Origin of the sequence: Variovorax sp. CAN15, assembly GCF_030462475.1 — a bacterium.
Taxonomy (GTDB): domain Bacteria; phylum Pseudomonadota; class Gammaproteobacteria; order Burkholderiales; family Burkholderiaceae_C; genus Variovorax.
Genome location: NZ_JASMRZ010000004.1, coordinates 173,048 through 191,924, shown reverse-complemented (window position 1 = coordinate 191,924; position 18,877 = coordinate 173,048). Strand labels below are relative to the sequence as shown.

Here is an 18,877-nt window from a genome sequence, read left to right as displayed (position 1 = left end):
TAACCAGGCCAGTTACTTTTTCCCGTCACGAGCTGAACATCTTTTTTGATTCATGGCAGGAGTGCGAGAAGAACGCTTCGCTGGATTCGGACAGGCTATGTTCAGCCCTGGAAATGGCTACAACGGCTCGCTTTATCACGGGATCCCCCAAAGGAACCAACACGACGCCGGCTGGCAACGCGCACGAAAGTACGAAGGACGGAAGTATCGATATGCCGAGGCCGGCCCGCACGAGTCCGATGGCGGTGGTTACCTGCGCTACTTCATAAGCGGGCTTGAACGTTTCTCCGATTTCGGCGAAACCCTGTTCGACCAGTACGCGCAGGCCGCTGCCTTGGCGTAGCAGCACAAGCGGTTCATCGCACAGATCGAACCATCGCACTTCACGAAGCGATGCGAGAGCGTGATCCGCCGGGCAAGCGAGCATCAAACGATCCTGGCAAAGAGTCGTGGTCGAGAGATCTTGTGCACTCAGATCCGAAGTGCATATGCCAAAGGCTGCTTGCCCGCTACGCACTGCCGCGGCAACGCTGTCCACCGGTAGATCGAGTATCTCTACCCTGACCTGCGGGAAACGCTTCTTGAAACTCGCGAGGAGGTATGGAACCAGCGTGGATGCAAGCAGAGGGGAGGTCGCAACGGCGAAACGATGCGCGCGCCGTTCGACGAAACCACGAAGGCCCTCGAATGCGCTCTCGAGATTCTCGAATACGCGTTCAATCGAGGGCAACAACTCCTGGCCTGCCTCCGTGAGTGCGATCTTGCGTGTTGTCCGGTCAAACAGACGAACAGCGAGTTCGCCTTCCAGCGCACTGATCAACATGGACAAGGCCGAAGGCGTGAGATAGAGGCGTTGCGCCGCGCGCGTAATGCTGCCCTCGTGGGCAACCGCGATAAATGCGCGCAACTGCCGGATGGTCACTGCCGAGGGCGGAAGTGACGGCATGCGCACGCTCACTTTGTTTGCCCCCTATCCGTCAGAAATCCGTGCGAATCGACCACAGCTCAGGAAAATGGCGATGCTCCGTGACGTGCTGGAGCCAGCCCACGCCCGCAGAGCCGCCCGTTCCCGCCTTGAATCCAATCAGCCGCTGGACCGACACGAAATGCCTCCAGCGGTACTGGCTGATCTGGTCGCCCACCGCAACCAGTGCTTCTGCGAGTCGATAGAGGTCGTTGCCGGGAGCGGGGTCTTCGTACACCTTGCTCCAGGCCTTTTCCACGGAAGCATTCACGCTGTAGGGTTGCGACCAATCCCGCTCGAGCGCCGCCTGGTCGATCGCGTGACCACGCCTGGCAAGAAGCGCGATGGCTTCGTCGTAGAGGCTGCGCGAGTGCAAGGCGGCGTGAATTCCGGGCCAGACATGGGGCATGTTCCTGAAGGCACTTGCGAGCCTCGCGCTCTTGTTGCCCAGCACGAACTCGACGTGCCGGTACATGAACGAAAGCTGGCCCGAGGCCGTGCCCAGGTAATCGCGAAACTCGTTGAATCCCGCAGGCGAGATGGTGGAAAGCACGTCCCACGAGCTGGTGATGTACTGCGCATAGGCCTTGGCCCGCGCCAGGATCTCGCATGCGTTTTCCACGCAATCCTTCGCGAGTTGCAGTTGCGCGTTGTACAGCTCGAAATGCAAGGCCTTGAACAGCAACTCCTTGACCTGCCCCATGATGAAGAAACATGTCTCGTCATAGCCGGGGCTGCGGGGGTGCTGCAACGACAGCAGCAGATCGATGCTCTGGTAGTCGACGTAGGGGTTGCTCGTGCCTGCGAAGTCGACGAGAGGTGCGCCTCCGGTCGACTGGGCGGTTTCGGCCCGGGTCGTGTCCGTCGTCATGGGCATCGGCCGGGCTTCAGCGGAGGCGTTGACGCCGCTGATGTCGACGATGTGCGGGAATTGAGGGCGATAAGCGGGCATCGTGTTTCTCCAAGGGTTCAGGGGCGGGTGAGCAACGCCAGGGCCGCGTCTCCGAGCGGCGTGTCGCGTTGGGCGAGATCCAGGATGACGTCGAAGTGATTGCGCGACGGCACTTCGAACGCGCTGACGCCAGTGCCGGTGTCAGAACCTGATCGCGCTCGGTCGACGCGCGACGCGAATTCCGCGCCTTGACGCTTGAACTCGCTTGTCTCGAATTCGCCCCAGCACACCAACGCCGGCGGAAACCCGTCCAACGGCAGCAAGCCAGGACTGACGAGTGCCGCTTCATCGGGATTCAGCGACAAGGCCGCGTCGATCGATGTGCCGATGAGCGGTTCGAGCACGTAGATGCCCGAGACCAGCACCGCCGCCTGCGGCAATCCAGGTGGGAGATCCGGGTCGCTCGACCAGCCCCGAAGGCAGCACATGGCCGCGAGATGGGCACCCGCCGAGCTGCCGGCGACCACGATGCGTTGTGGGTCGAAGCCGAGTGCGGCGCCTTGCGCATGCAGCCAGCGCAGGGCGGCCCTGCACTCTCTGACGATGTCCAGCACGCTGGCTTCCGGGGCCAGCGTGTAGTCGATGGCAGCGAACGCGATGCCTTCGGGCACGCAACCATTCGCGGGAAAAAGCGAGGATGTCTTCGTCAGCTCCTGCCAGTAACCCCCGTGAATGAACACCAGCAACGGCGGCAAGGTCGCTGCTACAGGTGCAGGAAAGAAGTCAAGCCGATTCGACGCCTTCTCGCCATAGGAGAGATTCAGCACCACCGCATGGCGTTGCATGGCCTCCTCGCTCCGGTCCCGGTATTCGTCCAGGAACGGTTGGTAGTTGCCGCCGATGCAAGAGCTGGGGGAGTATTCCCGCTCCCGGTCAGCCAAGGTCATGCGGTATTCGATGTCCGTGCTCATTGTGGTTGGAACCCCGTGCGCTTGACCATCGATGCAAAGCTGGCGTCGGCGGCGTGCATCATCTTCTTTACGTCTTCGGGTGCGCCCTGCACCGCGGTGGCGCCGAGGGCTGTCATCTTCTCGGAGAAATCCTTCGAGCCCACGACCTTCGAAGCTGCAGCAGCATAGGCTTTCACCAGTGCGTCGGATGTTCCCGCGGGTGCGTACAGCGCGGTGAATCCGACGGTCTCGTACCCTGCGATGCCGAGTTCGCCGTAGGTCGGTACGTCGGGCAAGCTCGGCGAGCGCGCCATCCCGTTGATCGCGACGATCCGGATCTTGCCTTCCTTTGCGGCCGGCAGCGTCGCGGCGATGGAGCCGATGCCCGCTGGAATCTGGCCTGCGATCAAGTCCTGGATCAACGGCGCTTCGCCGCGATAGGGCACCGATACGAGCTGTGCCGAAATCTCGGCAGAAATCATCGATACCGCAAAGTCCGGCGCGCTGGCGGGTGCGGGGACGCCGACATTGCCTTTGCCGGGATTGGCCTTGGCCCAGGCAGCAAAATCCTTGAGGCTCGGCGTAGAACTCGGCACGCTCCTGGTGCTCACGACAAGCACGTCGGGGATGAGCGCGACGAGCGCGATAGGAGAAAAATCCTTGGCGGGGTCGTAGCCGGGCTGCCGTACTGTCAATGGAATCATCGAAATGGCGTGGCTGTTGGACAGGAAGATCGTGAGCCCGTCGGGTTTCGCCTGCTTGAGCGCCTGGGCCGCGATCTGGCCACCCGCGCCCGGCTTGTTGTCGACGACCACGGGCCGCCCCAGTTCCCGCTGAAGTCCAAGGGCCAGGTGGCGCGCAATCATGTCGGTGCTCCCGCCCGGAGAGAAGCCCACGAGTATCCGGATGGGGGAATCGCTCTGCGCAAATGTCGAAGTCGGTGCAAGCGCGAATGCAATCAACGCCGATACGCTCAGTTGCTGGACAAGCCGGGCCGCAAGTTTCATCTGATTTTTCTCGGTAGGTTCATGTCGAACAGGGACAAAGGCAAGGGGCTCAGGACAGATCGAAGATCTTTCCGGGATTGAGCAGATTCAGTGGATCGAATGCCGCCTTTACCGAACGCATTGCGGCGATCTCGCTCTCGGTGCGGCTGAAGCGGAGGTATGGCTTTTTCAAAAGCCCGATCCCGTGCTCCGCAGACACGCTGCCTCCCATCTGCGCCACGAGATCGAAAACGAAGTGCTCCACCGTGCGTTCGGCTTCTTCGGGAGAGGCGTCGATCGATCTCGCATCCGTCGTCAGATGCAAATTGCCATCGCCGAGATGGCCGAAGCGCACCGTTCGATGGCCGGGCCACCGTTGCGACATGGCTGCCACGCAGCTCTCCGCAAAATCGCCGAGCTTCGACACCGGCAGGCTGATGTCGAAGCTGATGGGGTGCATCCGCGAATGGAACTCGGCCGGGATCTCGCGGCCGCGCCAGAGCGCGCGCGATTGCGCGCTGGCCTGGGCAATGACGGCATCCGCAACCGCACCTGCTTCCATCAGCGAAGCCAGGACGCTCTCCAGCTGAGCGGTCGTCGAAGCGTCCTCATGGCCATCGATGTCGATCAAGGCGAACAGAGGGTAGCGCTCGACGAAGGGAGGCGCCATGGCGTTCCAGGCGATGGCGAGCCGATGGAAGTCTTCCCACATCAGCTCGAACGCCGCGACGGCGCCCGGAAAGCTGGTCTGCAGCCGTCTCAATGACACGATCGCGCTGTTGTAGTCAGGGAGCGCGAGAAAAGCGGTCGTCCTGGAACGCACCTCGGGACGGAGCTTGAGCAAGGCACGCGTGATCACGCCAAGAGTTCCCTCGGCGCCCACGAAGAGTTGCTTGAGGTCGTAGCCGGTGTTGTTCTTCAACATGGGCCGCAGCATGTTCAGGATGCCGCCATCGGCCATCACGACCTCCAGGCCCAGCATCTGTTCGCGCATCATCCCGGACTGGATGACTCCCATGCCGCCGGCGTTGGTCGACAGGTTGCCGCCGATCTGGCAGGAGCCGCGCGCGCCCAGATCGATCCCGAACGAGAGACCCTCTGCCTGCGCGGCCTCCTGTACGGCCTGGAGCGTCGCGCCTGCTTGAACCTCCACGCAGGACTCCTGCTTGTCGATCGGGCCTATGGCGCTCATCCGCGCCAGCGAAAGCGCAATGCCGTTGGCCACGGGCCTCGCACCGCCGGCCAGACCGGTGAGCCCTCCCTGCGGCACCACGGGTGTGTGGAAACGATGGCACAGCCGCAGGACGCTGGCGACCTCTTCGGTGCTGGATGGCATGACCAGTGCAAGGGGCCTCACTGGCACCATGCCGCTCCAATCCGTCGCGTGATGAGGTGGAACGGCGTCGCCGACTTTGACGGCCGACGCTCCCAGGAGATCGACCAGCCGACCTGGAAGGTCATTGTTCATCGCTGCAACCGAGGACATGGCAAAACACACGAGAGACGGGTGGCAACAAGTTCACGTGACTGCCTTGCGCACCATGTACCGGTCGCTCTTCCACGCGCCTGTGGCCATCACATCCTTGATCTGCGCCACGGCGTCCCACACGTCGGCAAAACGCAGATAGAGCACCGCAAATCCGAAGCGCAGGATGTTCGGTGCACGGAAGTCGCCGATGACGCCTCGCTCGATGAGGACCTGCATGATCGCGTAGCCGTGTTCGTGCGCCAGCGACACCTGGCTGCCACGCAGGGTCGCTTCGCGCGGCGTCGCCACGGTGAAACCGTCCAGTTCCTGGTCTACAAGCTCGATGAAGAGCTCGGTCATCCGTTCGCTCTTGCGACGCAGAGCGGCCATGTCGACGTCGTCGAACGCATGCAGGGCTTCCTCCAGCGCGATCAGCCCCAGTTGAGGCGCCGTGCCGACGAGCATCCGGTCGATGCCCGTCGCCGGTTGATACTGCTGGACGAATTCGAAAGGCTTCGCGTGGCCGTGCCAACCCGACAGCGGCTGATCCAAAGCCTCCTGATGGCGTTCGGCGACAAAGACGAACGCCGGAGCGCCCGGGCCACCATTAAGGTACTTGTAGCCGCAGCCCACCGCGAAGTCGGCACCGCAGCCATTCAGGTCGCAGGGCATCGCCCCGGCCGTATGGCACAGGTCCCATACCACCAGCGCGCCTGCCTCGTGGGCGCGCGCGGTGATCGCCGCCATGTCGTAGAGACGCCCCGTGCGGTAGTTCACGTGGGTGAGCGAAACAATGGCGACGGTCTCGTCAATGGCGTCGAGAACATCCGAAGCCTCGACCGCACGGAACTGCGCTCCCATCAGCCTGCTCACGCCATCGGCGATGTATGCATCGGTCGGAAAGTTGTCCTTCTCTCCCAGGATGACATTGCGCCCCGGCCTCATCCGCAGAGCCGCACACAAGACCTTGAACAGGTTCACGGATGTCGAGTCGGCAGCGATGACTTCGCGCGGTCCCGCGCCGATCAGGCGGGCGATCTGGGAGCCCACACGTTGCGGGGCGGGATACCAGGCGGCGTCGTTCCACGAGCGGATCAATCCATCCCCCCACTCCACCTCCACGGCCTCGCGGAGCCTCTGCGGAACGCTCTTGGGAAGGGCTCCCAGCGAATTGCCGTCCAGGTAGATCACGCCTTGCGGCAACTGAAAGCGTGCACGGTGCGCGGACAAAGGGTCTTCGATGTCCAACCCGAGGCAGAACTCTCGCGTCAAAGGGATCGATTTCGTAGGTTCAGGGGTGTTCATGGGAAAGAAAGTGTATGCAGCATGATGCGCATTTGTTAGGCTTTATGGCGCCTGAATACCGCCCATCACGACTAATCAATCTCAATATCTCTTTACGATTGGATAAATCATGCAAATAGATCTGGATCGAATCGACCGTCTGGTGCTGCGGGAGCTTCAGCTGAACGGTCGCCTGACCAGCACCGAGCTGGCGGAGCTCACTCATCTTTCGCAGTCACCGAGTTGGCGGCGCGTCAGGCGGCTGGAAGAAGCAGGAGTCATCGCGGGCTATCAGGCAAGGCTGGACCGGCGAGCGCTTGGATGGGGAGTGCTTGTGTTCGTGACGATCAGCATCGACAGCCAGGACGAAGCGCACTCGATGCAGTTCGAGCAAAGCGTGAAAGACATCCCGGAGGTGATTGCCTGCTACGGCGTGTCCGGTCCGGAGGACTTCATCCTGCTTGTCGTCGCACAGGATCTTGAGCGCTACTCGACGCTGATGCAGCACAAGCTCAGGCGATTGCCGGGCGTGAAGATGCTGCGCAGCAGCTTCGCCATGCAGGAAGTGAAAGCGGCGATCGGCGTTCCGATTCCCGAATAAGGAAGTTACCTATGCGGGCCGCGATGGGGGCGGCTCGTTGCTTCGGCTCTTGCATTTCGCGGCAGCTCGCAACGACCGGCGTGCATGGTGACGTCGGCGACTGGTCTCGCCCGTGTCATGCGCCGCGCCTCCGGCACGCATCGAGACAGCGCCCTCCCGTCTCGCCCGACATCACGGTGAATGCAGCGCCCGAGGCGAAACGGACCTTGGCGACTTTGCAGAAACGCTGAGCAATCCTTCAAAGTATTTCGCTTGTTGTGACGCCCACAAGACGGCCAAATCCGACGCATCGCAACCAAGAGTGCGGAGCGGGAAAAAGGAGGCGGCGTGTGGCCCCGACTTCGCCGCCTGGCGGGGCAGATTCCCATGCCGCCGGTCGACTCCGCCCCGATGCGCTCTGTGCCGCCGCAACACATCCGGTGCGATAGGCAACAACCCTTTTCAAGAAAGCAGCTCCATGAACCGCAAGTACCGCAAGCAAGATGCCAAGGCCTATGCCCGCGAACATTTCCGTGGCGTCTGGGCCGCGACCGTCACGCCATTCCGCGAAGACCTGTCGTTCGATGAAGGGGGATTCCGCCGAAATCTGCGCCATTGGGTGCACACGCTGCGGCTGGGTGGATTGTTCGTCACCGGCAAGCAGGGAGAGTTCTTCTCCATGTCGCTGGCAGAGCGCAAACGAAGCTTCGAGATCGCTGTCGAGGAAGCGGCTGGCCATTGCGGCATCGTGAGTTCCTGCTCGGATGCCAATCTGGACGTTGTGCTTGCCCTGGCTCGCCATTCGCAGGACATCGGCGCCGACTACATCGTCGTGCACAGCCCCGTCCTGCACTTCCACCAGGACGTCGAAGAAACGGTCTACGAGTACTACCGCTACCTCAGCGAGCAGTTGGACATCGGCATCGCCTTGTGGAATCACCCGGATTGTGGCTATGTGATGAGCCCCGAGCTGTGCGCGCGCATCGCGGAGCTGCCCAACATCGTCGCCATCAAGTACAGCGTCGATCGCGTGCTGTACCGTGAACTGACACGGCTGGCCGGCGACAGGATCCTCGTCAGCACAGCCTCGGAGGAGGAATGGCTGGACAACATCGTCGAACTCGGCTGGCGGCTGTACCTGTGCTCTACCCCGCCGTTCCTGTTGCAGACCGCGGTCGACCAGCGCATCAATGCCTACACACAACTCGCATTCGAAGGCAAGCTGGCCGAGGCGCGTGCGATACGCGACAGCCTGGAACCCGCACGCACCGCTTTCCGTGCGGCACGCCCGAGCGGCACACCCCAGGCGTACTCGAAGTACTGGCTGGAGCTGCTGGGCCAGGTCGGAGGCCCGGTGCGCCGGCCTCTTCTGAACTTGACCGAAGGGCAGAAGGCAGCAGCACGCGAAGCGTTCGCCCGCAGCGGTCTCAAGCAGGTCTGAGCCGGACCATGGAAGAAAAGGAGCACTGAATGCAGCGCATCGGTTTGATCGGCTATGGCGCCATCGGTCGCGCGCTGCATCAGCTTCTGCTGTCACATGCAAAAGCTTCGGTGGAAGTGGCCGCCATCCTCGTCTCCAAGCCCGAATCCGTTCAACCGCATGTCCAAGGTTCATTGCTCGCGGTAACGAAGAGCCTGGACACCATGCTGAACGCCGCTCTCGACATGGTCGTGGAATGCGCGGGCCATCAGGCGGTGGACACATACGCAGCCCCCGTCCTGCATGCAGGCATCGATCTGGTGCTGGTCTCGAGTGGTGCTCTCGCGGATGCCTCGCGCGAACAACGGCTGCGCGACGCGGCCGCCGCTGCGGGCCGCCAGATCCTCGTGCCGTCGGGCGCAATCGGCGGCATCGACTGGCTCGGCGCGGCGCGCACGGCAGGACTCACGCGCGTGGTTTATCGCGCGTCCAAGCCTTCGCAGGCGTGGGCTGGCAGTGTTGCGGAAAGAAGCGTGGACCTGGCTTCGCTCGCAAGCCCGACGACTTTTTTTCAAGGCAGCGCGCGCGAAGCCGCCGCCCTCTACCCTCGAAACGCAAATGTTGCAGCCACCGTGGCTCTAGCCGGTTTGGGCCTGGACGCAACGCAAGTCGAATTGATCGCAGACCCGGGTGCGTCCGTCAACGTGCATGAGATCGAGGCGACGTCGGCGGGCGGGAGCATGGTCACTCGGATCGCCGGTCAACCCGACGTCGGCAACGCACGCACCTCCGTCATGACGGCGCATAGCGTGCTCAGGACCATCCTGAACCGTAGCGCCGCCATGGCGATCTGAGCGCCCTCTATTTCCATGGAGACCCCATCTTGAAAACCATCAATTTCCCCAAGTGGATTGCCGAGAACCAGCACCTGCTCAAGCCTCCGGTCGGAAACCAGCAGATCTGGAAAGACACGGACCTGATCGTGACCGTGGTCGGCGGACCCAATCAGCGGACGGACTTCCACGACGATCCTTTCGAGGAATACTTTCACCAATTCAAAGGCAATGCACACCTGTTGGTGGCAGACCGCGGCAAGTTCGAACGCATCGACCTGCACGAGGGCGACATCTTCCTCCTGCCCGCCCATGTTCGCCACTCGCCCCAGCGTCCCGAGCCCAACAGCCTGTGCACGGTGATCGAGCGCACCAGGCCGCTGGGCACCATCGATGCCTTCGAGTGGTACTGCGCGGAATGCGGTCATCTGGTGAATCGCACGGAAATCCAGCTTCAGAGCATCGTCAACGACCTGCCGCGCGTCTATGAAAGCTTCTACGGCGCGGCGCCGGAGCAGAGGCGCTGCCCCTCGTGCGGCGCGGTGCATCCGGGACGGGATTGGCAAGCCTGGCACACGGCGCGCGGCGCTTGAGTGCCGCGCTTCGGCTTCAACGTTCATCCATTCAACACTCATTCATCCGGCAGCCGTGGGCCTTCCATCTGCCGAGCACACCATGCCTACCTATCCCGATCTGAAACTGTACATAGACGGACAATGGCGCTCCGCGTCCGAGACGATGCCGGTCATCAACCCCTCGGACGAATCCACCATCGGTGCGTTGCCCGTTGCGCGGCAATCCGACCTCGACGATGCGCTCGAAGCCGCGGCAAAAGGCTTGAAGACATGGAGCCGTACCGCACCGCGAAAACGCGCTGAAATCATGATGCGCGCCAGTGCGCTCCTGCGCGAGCGCAATGAAGAGATCGCCTACGCCATCAGCTCGGAGTTGGGCAAGCCGATCAGGCAGGCGCGCATGGAAGTGATCCGTGGCTGCGAATTCTTTGAATGGGATGCCGGCGAGGCACAGCGCATGTATGGCCGCGTCATTCCAAGCGAGCCCGGGATCCGGTACATGACGGTGCATCAGCCCATCGGTACGGTCGCAGCCTTTTCGCCATGGAATTTTCCGATGAGCCAACCTGCGCGCAAGGTGGCGGGCGCCCTGGCTTCCGGTTGCTCGATCATCCTGAAGGCGGCCGAAGAGACCCCGGGCGGCGCTGTGCATATTGCACGCGCCTTCCATGATGCGGGGCTTCCCCCTGGTGTCCTGAACCTCGTGTTCGGCATTCCGGCCGAGATTTCGAGTTATCTGATCCCGCACGACCAGGTGCGGATGGTCGCCTTCACGGGTTCGACGGCCGTCGGCCGGCACCTCACAGGACTCGCCGCACGGCATGGCAAGCCGGTGCTCATGGAACTGGGCGGCCATGCACCGGTGATCGTTTGCGACGACGTGGACCCATACAAGGCCGGCGTGCTGTCGGCCACGAGGAAGATGCGCAACGCGGGACAGGTGTGCACTTCGCCAACGCGCTTCTTCGTCCACGAGAAAGTCTTCGATCGTTTTGCCGATGCTTTCGCCGCGCATGCGGCGGCAATCGTGGTTGGCAACAGCATCGAGGAGAAAACCGGGATGGGGCCCGTGGCCAGCGGCCGGCGCATCGAAGCGCTGACGGCCCTTTCGGAAGATGCGGCTGCCAGAGGCGCAAGAACACTTGCCGGGGGGCACCGGATCGGAGGCAAGGGGTACTTCTTTGCGCCAACGGTCCTGGCGGACGTTCCTGACAACGCGAAGGTCATGCAGGAGGAGCCCTTCGGGCCGATCGCCATCATCAACAGGGTCTCCACCCTGGATGAGGCCATTGCAAAGGCGAACTCGCTGCCTTTCGGCCTCGCCGCTTACGGGCTCACGCATTCAGCGGCCAACGTGGATCGGATGATCGACGGAATCGAAACGGGAAATCTCTCCTTCAATACCTTGGAGGCATCGGTTGCCGAAACGCCTTTTGGCGGGGTCAAGGCCAGTGGATTTGGTCGTGAAGGCGGCGCGGAAGGTCTTCTGCACTACACCGTGGTGAAGACCGTGTCCCACAAGATGGCGCTCTGATACGCCTGCTGCGCTTGAGCAGCGTCTTTCGATCGGCTCCTCCGTCAACGACGCCGGGCAAGCACGAGGGTGCCGCTGGTTGGCGGAGAGAAGCTTGAGCAGCCTGAACGCCGAATCGCACTACGGTTTTCGACTTGTTTTCCCCACCATGCTCTGGAGCTCTTATGCAATTTAAATGGATTGCGGTCTTGGCCGCACTCACCCTGACGGCTTGCGGCAAGAAAGAAGAAGCCGTGGCACCTGCAGCAATGGCCCCGGACGGAGAGATGCTGATCGTCAGGATCGGGCACGCCGGCCCGACCAGCGGCCCCATCGCCCACCTCGGCAAGGACAACGAGCTCGGCGCCAGGATGGCCATCGAAGACCTGAATGCAAAGAGGCTCAAGATCGGTAGCAGGACCGCCAAATTCGAACTGGTGCCCGAAGACGATGCAGGTGATCCGAAGCAGGGCACCGCAGTGGCCCAGAAGCTGATCGACGAAAACGTCAAAGGCGTGGTCGGTCACATGAACTCGGGCACGACCATTCCCGCCTCCAGGCTGTACAGCGACGCCGGCATTCCGCAGATCTCGCCTTCGGCAACCAACCCTAAGTACACGCGCCAAGGCTTCAAGACCGCCTTCCGCGTCGTGGCCGACGACATGCAACTCGGCAGCACGTTGGGCAAGTACGCCGTCGAAACGCTCAAGGCCAGGAACATCGCCGTGATCGACGACCGCACCGCCTACGGCCAGGGCGTCGCCGAGGAGTTCGAGAAGTCGGCCAAGTCTGCTGGCGCCACCATCGTGGGCCACGAGTTCACCACCGACAAGTCGACCGACTTCAACGCCATCTTGACCAAGCTGAAGGCAGCCAGGCCCGACGTGCTGTTCTTCGGCGGCATGGACGCCGTCGGCGGCCCGATGCTCAAGCAGGCCAGGCAGCTCGGAATTGACGCGAAATTCATGGGCGGCGACGGAATGTGCAGCACCGAACTTCCGAAGCTCGCTGGGGATGCCGTGGGCGAGGGGGCGGTTGTATGCGCCGTGGCGGGGGGCGTCGATGACGACGCCAGGCAAGCGCTGGAGGAGTTCAAAACCAGATTCAAGGAAAAGAACGGTGTAGACGTGCAGATCTACGCACCGTACGTCTATGACGCGATAGGCGTGTTGGCCGATGCGATGGTCAAGGCCGGCTCGCCGGAGCCTTCCGTGTATCTGCCTGAACTAGGCAAGGTGAAATACAAGGGGCTGACCGGAACCATCGCCTTCGACGAAAAGGGAGACATCAGGAACGGCGCGCTGACTTTGTTCACGTACAAGGGCGGAATCCGTTCGCAGATTGCTGTGGTTCGATGATCGAGGGGCCTTTTTTGACGATGACTGTAGTTTGAAGGCAGGTCGGGATTCCATCGAATCAGCAATTGCAATCCATCGACTCCGCCCGGTCTGCATTTCTCGTACAAGTCATCAGACCTTCCCTCGGGGTAGTTGCCCGCAAGTGCTGGGCTCCAACGTAGTGGTTGGGCTGACCCATCGCCATATACGAACTCTGCTCTCAAGCGGCGTGTGAGCATTTCTACCCCTGCCTTCGATGCGGCATAAGGTGCATTCGCCATGCCATTGAGAAAAGCGTATGCGGAAGACGTGACTAGGACTCGGCCTTTGTTGCGAATAATCTCCGGCAGCGCCGCGCGAATCGTGCGCCAGACGCCAAGCAGATCGACTTCTACGATCTTCTCGAACTCGGCCTCATCGCAACTGGCAATTGTTGAGGCGCCACTACGCCACGAAATGCCAGCGTTGGCAAAAACCACATCTAGGCGCGCAAAGCGTTGGATCGCCTCCTGGATGACAGCCTTCGTTGCCGCAGCGTCGGTGACGTCAAACGCCACACCCGGCCTTGCTCTCTCGCTCAAGCCCGGAATGCCCCTCATGAGCTTTTGCTGGGAAGTTCCATCCGGAGGACGATGCCAGCTCGATGGCTTGCTGGATGTTTTTGCCACGGAAGCCGGCGCGCTCGATAAAGCGCCGGAAGAGTCCGGGCGCTTTTGCGATGATGGTATTTCGCTTGGGCACGACCATCATGTCCGCGCGCCGCTCGATGCCGGCCACGATGTCGCGCACGACTGCTTCCCGCGACACCATTTTCCAAAGGCCTTGGTCATTTCCGCCCCACAAGGCGCGGCCTGCAGGATCAGCCACTACGTCGTCCATCATCGGTGTGGGGAAAAAGGTGGGATGCACGCTGCCGACGCCGACTCCCAGATGCTGCAATTCCAGGCGGACGCTGTCGCACAGGGCCCAAACTCCTGCCTTGCTGGCGGTGTAGGACGCCTGGAGCGGCGAATGGACGAAGGCAGCCATCGACGAAATGCCCATGAGGTAGCCCTGCCGCTTCTGCACGTAGGGCAGGCCGGCGCGGAAGGTGCGCCAGACGCCGTTGAGGTTGATGTCGATGACGCGCTCGAATGCCTCCGGGTTGAGCGTAGCCATGGGCGCCATGGTGTCGATGCCTGCGTTGGCGATCACTACGTCGATGTGGCCGAAATGCGCCGTGGCTTCCGCCATGGCCGCCTCCAGGCTCTCCATGCTGCGCACGTTGGCGGTCCAGCCGCGGGCTAGGGAGAGGCCGCCCAAGGTCTTCGCCTGCGCCTCGACCTTGGCCAATTCCAGATCGAACAATGCCAAGCGGGCGCCCTTGGCGCGTAGCGCCACGGCGAGCGCTGATCCCAAGCCGCCGGTAGAGCCGGTGATGGCCACGACTCGATTGGTCAAATCATATTTCGACATGGCTCATCCTTTCAGGGGGATATGGCGCCGGAGAAAATCGAGCTGATCGGCCACGACCCGCTCGAAGGCTTCGCCGACGTAGATGTCGAAATGACCGTCCCGATACAGGCGGACTTCGCCGTGTGGCGCTTTGCGCACATGGCGCAAGGTGGCGGCTGCCGGGGCGACAGTGTCGTTTTCGCAGACGCAGAACAGCGAGGGGCACAGCAGGCGCCGAGCGAGCCGGCCCGGGCGGTAGGCCATGATCTGCAACGCCACGCGCGCGGCGACGCGGTTCTCGAACGGCACACCACCGTGCGGCACCAGATTCAGATAACCGCTGAGACAGTCATGCGCCGTCATCAGGGCGGCGGATCGCGGGGATCCGCTGGTGGCCACCATGAGCGGCTGCGCGCCGAGCCAGGCGCGCAACTGATCAGCGATCGCCAGCGAACTCACGCGCAGCGCGGTGATCGGATTCATGGCCAGCCCGGAGGCCGCGCCGTCGGTGAACGGGCATTGCGCGATCACCGCGCTGACGCCTTGCACGGTGGCGCCGGTGTGGATGGCGTGACCGCCACCAAACGACGTGCCCCAGACGACCACGCGCTGCCCGTCGACCTGGGGCAGTCCGCGCGCGAACGCCACGGCGGATCGCCAGTCGGCCTGCTGCTTGCGCACGTCCAACAGTTGCCGAGGCTGACCCTCGCTGCCACCAAAGTGCCGGTAGTCGAAGACAAGGCAGGCGTAGCCGGCTGCCTGGAAACGCTCGGCAAACGCATCAAGCCGCATCTGGCGCACGCCGCCGAGCCCATGCGCCATCACGATGACTGGCGCGGGCGCGCTGCACTCCGCCAGATAAAGCCACGCAGCGCAGCGATGGCCTTCGGAATTGAAGTGAACTTCGGAACAGTGCGGCACGTTAGTCTCCTCTAATATTGGAGTCAACTCTACCTTTGGGGTTTGCTACAGTCAACCCCATGCTTAAGCAGAACATGACGCGCACGCAGCGACGCACCGAGGAGATGCGTCGAACGATCGTGGAGATCGCCTCGGCGATCCTGGCCGAAGGCGGCTCGGCTGCACTGAGTGCCGAAGAGGTGGCGCGTCGCGCCGACGTTGCCCCGCAGACGGTCTACAACCGGGTCGGCGGCAAAGCCGCCTTGCTCGCGGCCGCGACTGAGTCGGCGCTGATCGAGAACCGTCGGCACATGGAGGCGGCGTATGCCGCACCCGGCTCGCCCATCGAGCGCATCCTGCGCGCCGGCGACGCTTACCGGCAGTTCGCGCTTGAGCAGCCGGCGCAGTTCCTCCTGCTCGCCTCGCCTCCGGACGACCCGGAAGCCGCCAAGTCACTGACAACGCTGGTGGCCGAGATGAACGGCAAGCTGGAGCAGGCGTTGCGCGATGGCATCGCGAGCGGCGAGATCCGCGGCGACATCGATGCCGCCGCAATGGCGACCGCGTTGTGGGGCATGTTCAACGGCATGCTGACGCTGGCCGTGCGCAACGACGCCTTCAGGCTCGACGAGGCAACGCGCGGCAAGGTGCTGAATACTGCGATGCTCGTGCTCGAGACCGGATTGGCCGCGACGCAGCGCCAACCGGCAACGGCCACAGGTGGGCGTCGCAAGGCCGCGCAAGTCAGGTTGTCGCGCGAGGAGCAGAAGCGTTCCTGACCGGAATGACGACGGCGTCAGTGGCCGCGGGATCGAATATGGGTAGATCAAGTGCTTCAACGATGTAGCCACCACGGTCGGCGGCGCATCCACGCGGGATGCCTCAATGGAATTCTTCCTTCAGCCGGGCGTTCAGCATTGCACCGGCGGTGTCGGCCCCGACACCGTCGACCTTGTGGACGCGGTCGCGAAGTGGCGAGAGGGTGGCGCCAAGCCCTCCACACAGAACATCGTGGCGACGAAGCTGGATTCGACGACCAAAGCGCCGGTACTGGCGCGCCCCTTGTGCAAGTACTCAAGCTTTCCGAAATACAAGGACAGCGGCGTCGCGACTCGCCCTACCGGTAGCCACTCCTTAACGCCACACCTGTCGAGCCAGCATCAGGCCTCGATCAGCCATTTCGATCGCGCCAAGCGCCTCTACCTTGCGCAGCGTGGCCAGAAGCTCCACAGGCTCAATCTCGGCCAATCGACGCGCACCCAGCCAAGAGAACAGATCACGCTCGAACTGGCGCAGCGCACGCTCCGCATGGCCGGCGCTCCACTGATCCTTCTGCTTCCCGCACCACTCCATGGCAACCACGCTGAAGGTCGCCGGCGGGGTCGGTCGCCTTGAGCTTCTGCACCTTACGCGCCGGGATCGGATCGATACCGTCCGCCTTCTGAAGCTTGGCGGTGTCTCGGGCCTTTCGCGCCTCCGCCAAGTTCATCGTCGGATAGCTGCCCAGAGCCATCCGCCCCTCTTTCCCATTCGCATAGGTCTTCCAGAACCATCGCTTCGAGCCGGCAGGACTCACCTCCAGATACAGGCCAGAGGAGTCGGTGAGGCGCGCACGCTTCTTGTCTGGCGGACGGGCGGCGTTCTTGCAGTGTTTGTCGGTCAACATGGGTGGGGCAGCCCGAAGATCAGAGCAACCGGGGAACAAATACTCCAAAAGTCTCAAGTTCTGCCCTATGTTCCCTGGTCTGTTCCCCGCTTTTGGCTTGGCTGCCAATGGACCTTGTCGGATTTCATCGGACCGCCAACAGGCGATCTCCCAATGAAAAAGGGCGTTCACCGGACTTCAGTGAACGCCCTCGGACGTTATGTTGGTGGAGCTGGGGGGATTTGAACCCCCGTCCGCAAGCCTTCATCGCGCAGTTCTACATGTTTAGTGATCTGTTTTGAGTCTCGCTTCCGGAGTCGCGCAGTCACACGCTAAACCGGACGCCAGCACCCTATTTTCTCGCCCCGACCCAAGGTACCCGGATCGGAGCCAGCCCATGTAGTTATCCTTGCAGCCGGGAGGTCAGGATTGCTCCAGACCCCCTTGCCCAGCCCATCGGCCAACTGTTGCAAGGCTCACTGGCAATTAAGCAGCGAGTGCGAAACGTTCGTCGTTTGCAGTTAGTTTGTTTGAATCTGTTTTACGAGCGCATTCAGCTCGACATGCCCCGCTGCGACTCCGAACCCACGTCGAAACCAGTGCAGCCCCAAGAGACAGCATTTTAGGCGTTATTGAGCAACTTCAAGAGCTCCAAGGGAGAAGAGATCGAAGCATCGGCTTTCCAGAGCGTCGAGTCGGCCTGCGGCCCCATATAACCGTAGGTTGCCGCGACCGTGCGCATACCGGCGGCGCGCCCGGCGATGATGTCCCGCTCGTCGTCGCCAACATAGATGCATGCCTCGGAGGGCACGCCAAGGCGGCGCGCGGCCTCGTGCAAGGGCTCGGGGTGCGGCTTTGCGAACGGCGTCGTGTCGCCACTCACCACTGCCCCCGCACTGGCAAAGAGCGGAATGGCTTGAGTCAGCGGATCGGTGAAACGCATCGACTTGTTGGTGACGACGCCCCACAGGAACCCGCGCGCCCGCAGCGCCTCGACAAGCGCCTGGATGCCATCGAACACATGTGTGTTGAGCAGCATGCGGCGCTCGTAGGCGACGAAGAACTCTTCGCGTAGTTCCGGAAACTCGGGCGACTCCGGCGTAATGCCGAACGCCACTCCAAGCATGCCGCGCGCGCCTGCCCCAGCCATGGGACGGTAGCGCTCCAGCGGATACGAATCGAGACCTCGATCGATGCGCATCTTGTCGGCCGCGGCGCCGAGATCAGGCGCACTGTCGATCAACGTGCCGTCGAGGTCGAACAACACGGCTTTCGTTTCGATGCCCATCATCCTTGCGGCCCTGGCTTCTGCGTGGCGAACATATAGTTGACGCTGGTGTCGCCGCTGAGCCAATAGCGCTTGGTCAAGGGGTTGTGCTCCATCCCGCGCGCATGCCTCAAGTCCAAGCCGGCCGCGCGGCAATAGCCAGCCAACTCGCTGGGCCGGATCAGCTTTGCATATTCGTGGGTTCCGCGAGGCAGCATGCCGAGGACATACTCCGCGCCCACGATCGCCAGCATGAAGGACTTCAGGTTGCGGTTGATCGTCGAGAAGAATACCCAGCCGCCCGGCTTAACGAGCGTGGCGCAGGCATGGATCACCGAGGCCGGCTGCGGGACGTGCTCGAGCATCTCCATGCAGGTCACGACATCGAAGCTTGCCGGCTGCTCGGCCGCCAGCGCCTCGGCGCTGATCTCGCGATACTTCACACCACGCGTTCCCGCCTCGAGGGCATGCAGTTGCGCGACCTTGAGCGCCTTGCCGGCCAGATCGATGCCGAGAACATCGGCTCCCTTGCGAGCCATCGAATCGGCAAGGATTCCGCCGCCGCAGCCGATATCGAGCACGCGGCGCTGTGAAATCGGGGCAATACCGTCAATCCATTCCAGGCGCAATGGATTGATTTCATGCAGCGGCCGAAATTCACTTTCCAAATCCCACCAGCGATGCGCGAGTTCTGAAAACTTGGCCAGTTCGGCCGGATCCGCATTCAGGTTTTCTGTCATGAAGCGATTATGAAACGGGCGGTGTCCGATAAACACAGCACGGCCTTTACCGAAGATCAATCGCGAATTCGGCAGCCATAAAAAAACCC

Annotated in this window: 19 protein-coding genes, 1 other RNA gene and 1 pseudogene; 8 read left to right on the top strand and 13 right to left on the bottom strand. The window is 62.4% G+C overall.

Annotated features, from left to right (window positions below):
* Positions 1-25: 25 nt before the first annotated feature.
* Genes QMO14_RS05720 through kynU form a run of 6 tightly spaced genes read right to left on the bottom strand, consistent with a single transcriptional unit; the run spans position 26 to position 6,565 of the window.
* Positions 26-946 carry a LysR family transcriptional regulator gene (locus QMO14_RS05720; protein ID WP_301505341.1) on the bottom strand — a complete coding sequence of 307 codons (921 nt, stop codon included), beginning with the start codon at positions 944-946 and terminating at the stop codon, positions 26-28.
* Positions 947-977: 31 nt separating this feature from the next.
* The gene (locus QMO14_RS05715; RefSeq protein WP_301505339.1) at positions 978-1,916 is read right to left on the bottom strand and encodes a tryptophan 2,3-dioxygenase; all 939 of its coding nucleotides are present in this window, start codon (positions 1,914-1,916) and stop codon (positions 978-980) included.
* Positions 1,917-1,933: 17 nt separating this feature from the next.
* Positions 1,934-2,827: an alpha/beta hydrolase gene (locus QMO14_RS05710; RefSeq protein WP_301505337.1), complete on the bottom strand. Its 894-nt coding sequence runs from the start codon at positions 2,825-2,827 to the stop codon at positions 1,934-1,936.
* Complete coding sequence (locus tag QMO14_RS05705) at positions 2,824-3,813, bottom strand: tripartite tricarboxylate transporter substrate-binding protein (RefSeq protein ID WP_301505336.1); 990 nt, start codon at positions 3,811-3,813, stop codon at positions 2,824-2,826. Before QMO14_RS05705 ends, QMO14_RS05710 begins: the two co-directional genes overlap by 4 nt.
* 49 nt (positions 3,814-3,862) lie before the next feature.
* Entirely contained in the window at positions 3,863-5,260 is a 1,398-nt protein-coding gene (locus tag QMO14_RS05700) for an FAD-binding oxidoreductase (protein WP_301505334.1), read from the bottom strand.
* A 51-nt stretch (positions 5,261-5,311) separates the two neighbouring features.
* Positions 5,312-6,565: a kynureninase gene (gene kynU, locus QMO14_RS05695; RefSeq protein ID WP_301505332.1), complete on the bottom strand. Its 1,254-nt coding sequence runs from the start codon at positions 6,563-6,565 to the stop codon at positions 5,312-5,314.
* Positions 6,566-6,674: 109 nt separating this feature from the next.
* On the opposite strand from kynU, the gene QMO14_RS05690 reads away from it, so the two are divergent.
* The 6 genes from QMO14_RS05690 (at position 6,675) to QMO14_RS05665 (ending at position 12,823) form a co-directional block, all read left to right on the top strand.
* Positions 6,675-7,145 carry an Lrp/AsnC family transcriptional regulator gene (locus tag QMO14_RS05690; RefSeq protein WP_301505330.1) on the top strand — a complete coding sequence of 157 codons (471 nt, stop codon included), beginning with the start codon at positions 6,675-6,677 and terminating at the stop codon, positions 7,143-7,145.
* A gap of 457 nt (positions 7,146-7,602) precedes the next feature.
* Entirely contained in the window at positions 7,603-8,565 is a 963-nt protein-coding gene (locus QMO14_RS05685) for a dihydrodipicolinate synthase family protein (RefSeq protein WP_301505328.1), read from the top strand.
* Positions 8,566-8,594: 29 nt separating this feature from the next.
* A complete protein-coding gene (locus QMO14_RS05680) occupies positions 8,595-9,398 on the top strand; it encodes an aspartate dehydrogenase (protein ID WP_301505326.1) in 804 nt (267 codons plus the stop codon).
* A gap of 29 nt (positions 9,399-9,427) precedes the next feature.
* Complete coding sequence (locus QMO14_RS05675) at positions 9,428-9,970, top strand: 3-hydroxyanthranilate 3,4-dioxygenase (RefSeq protein WP_301505324.1); 543 nt, start codon at positions 9,428-9,430, stop codon at positions 9,968-9,970.
* A gap of 82 nt (positions 9,971-10,052) precedes the next feature.
* Positions 10,053-11,486 (top strand): NAD-dependent succinate-semialdehyde dehydrogenase, encoded by a 1,434-nt coding sequence (locus QMO14_RS05670; protein ID WP_301505322.1) that lies wholly within the window; start codon positions 10,053-10,055, stop codon positions 11,484-11,486.
* A 164-nt stretch (positions 11,487-11,650) separates the two neighbouring features.
* Complete coding sequence (locus QMO14_RS05665; RefSeq protein ID WP_301505397.1) at positions 11,651-12,823, top strand: branched-chain amino acid ABC transporter substrate-binding protein; 1,173 nt, start codon at positions 11,651-11,653, stop codon at positions 12,821-12,823.
* 248 nt (positions 12,824-13,071) lie between these two features.
* On the opposite strand, the pseudogene QMO14_RS05660 reads toward QMO14_RS05665, so the two are convergent.
* The 3 genes and pseudogenes from QMO14_RS05660 to QMO14_RS05650 form a co-directional block, all read right to left on the bottom strand.
* Positions 13,072-13,401 (bottom strand): annotated as a pseudogene (locus tag QMO14_RS05660) (SDR family NAD(P)-dependent oxidoreductase); the annotation flags it as partial.
* On the bottom strand, positions 13,349-14,257 hold the full coding sequence (locus QMO14_RS05655) for an SDR family NAD(P)-dependent oxidoreductase (RefSeq protein WP_301505320.1): 909 nt from the start codon (positions 14,255-14,257) through the stop codon (positions 13,349-13,351). The gene QMO14_RS05655 and the pseudogene QMO14_RS05660, both read right to left, overlap by 53 nt.
* Before the next feature lie 3 nt (positions 14,258-14,260).
* Complete coding sequence (locus QMO14_RS05650) at positions 14,261-15,157, bottom strand: alpha/beta hydrolase (RefSeq protein ID WP_301505318.1); 897 nt, start codon at positions 15,155-15,157, stop codon at positions 14,261-14,263.
* A gap of 59 nt (positions 15,158-15,216) precedes the next feature.
* Between QMO14_RS05650 and QMO14_RS05645 the strand changes: the two genes are divergently transcribed.
* Positions 15,217-15,915, top strand: coding sequence for a TetR/AcrR family transcriptional regulator (locus QMO14_RS05645; RefSeq protein ID WP_301505317.1), 699 nt, complete (start codon positions 15,217-15,219; stop codon positions 15,913-15,915).
* 46 nt (positions 15,916-15,961) lie between these two features.
* A complete protein-coding gene (locus QMO14_RS05640) occupies positions 15,962-16,531 on the top strand; it encodes a tannase/feruloyl esterase family alpha/beta hydrolase (RefSeq protein WP_301505396.1) in 570 nt (189 codons plus the stop codon).
* Here the strand turns inward: QMO14_RS05640 and QMO14_RS05635 are convergent.
* The 4 genes from QMO14_RS05635 to ubiG form a co-directional block, all read right to left on the bottom strand.
* Positions 16,413-16,802 (bottom strand): Arm DNA-binding domain-containing protein, encoded by a 390-nt coding sequence (locus tag QMO14_RS05635; RefSeq protein ID WP_301505315.1) that lies wholly within the window; start codon positions 16,800-16,802, stop codon positions 16,413-16,415. The genes QMO14_RS05640 and QMO14_RS05635 overlap by 119 nt on opposite strands.
* Positions 16,803-17,005: 203 nt before the next feature.
* Positions 17,006-17,390, bottom strand: a transfer-messenger RNA (tmRNA) gene (gene ssrA, locus QMO14_RS05630).
* 13 nt (positions 17,391-17,403) lie between these two features.
* Positions 17,404-18,072, bottom strand: a complete 669-nt coding sequence (locus QMO14_RS05625) for an HAD-IA family hydrolase (RefSeq protein ID WP_301505313.1) — start codon at positions 18,070-18,072, stop codon at positions 17,404-17,406.
* Positions 18,069-18,788, bottom strand: a complete 720-nt coding sequence (ubiG, locus tag QMO14_RS05620; protein WP_301505393.1) for a bifunctional 2-polyprenyl-6-hydroxyphenol methylase/3-demethylubiquinol 3-O-methyltransferase UbiG — start codon at positions 18,786-18,788, stop codon at positions 18,069-18,071. The genes QMO14_RS05625 and ubiG overlap by 4 nt, the downstream gene beginning before the upstream one ends.
* Positions 18,789-18,877 lie beyond the last annotated feature (89 nt).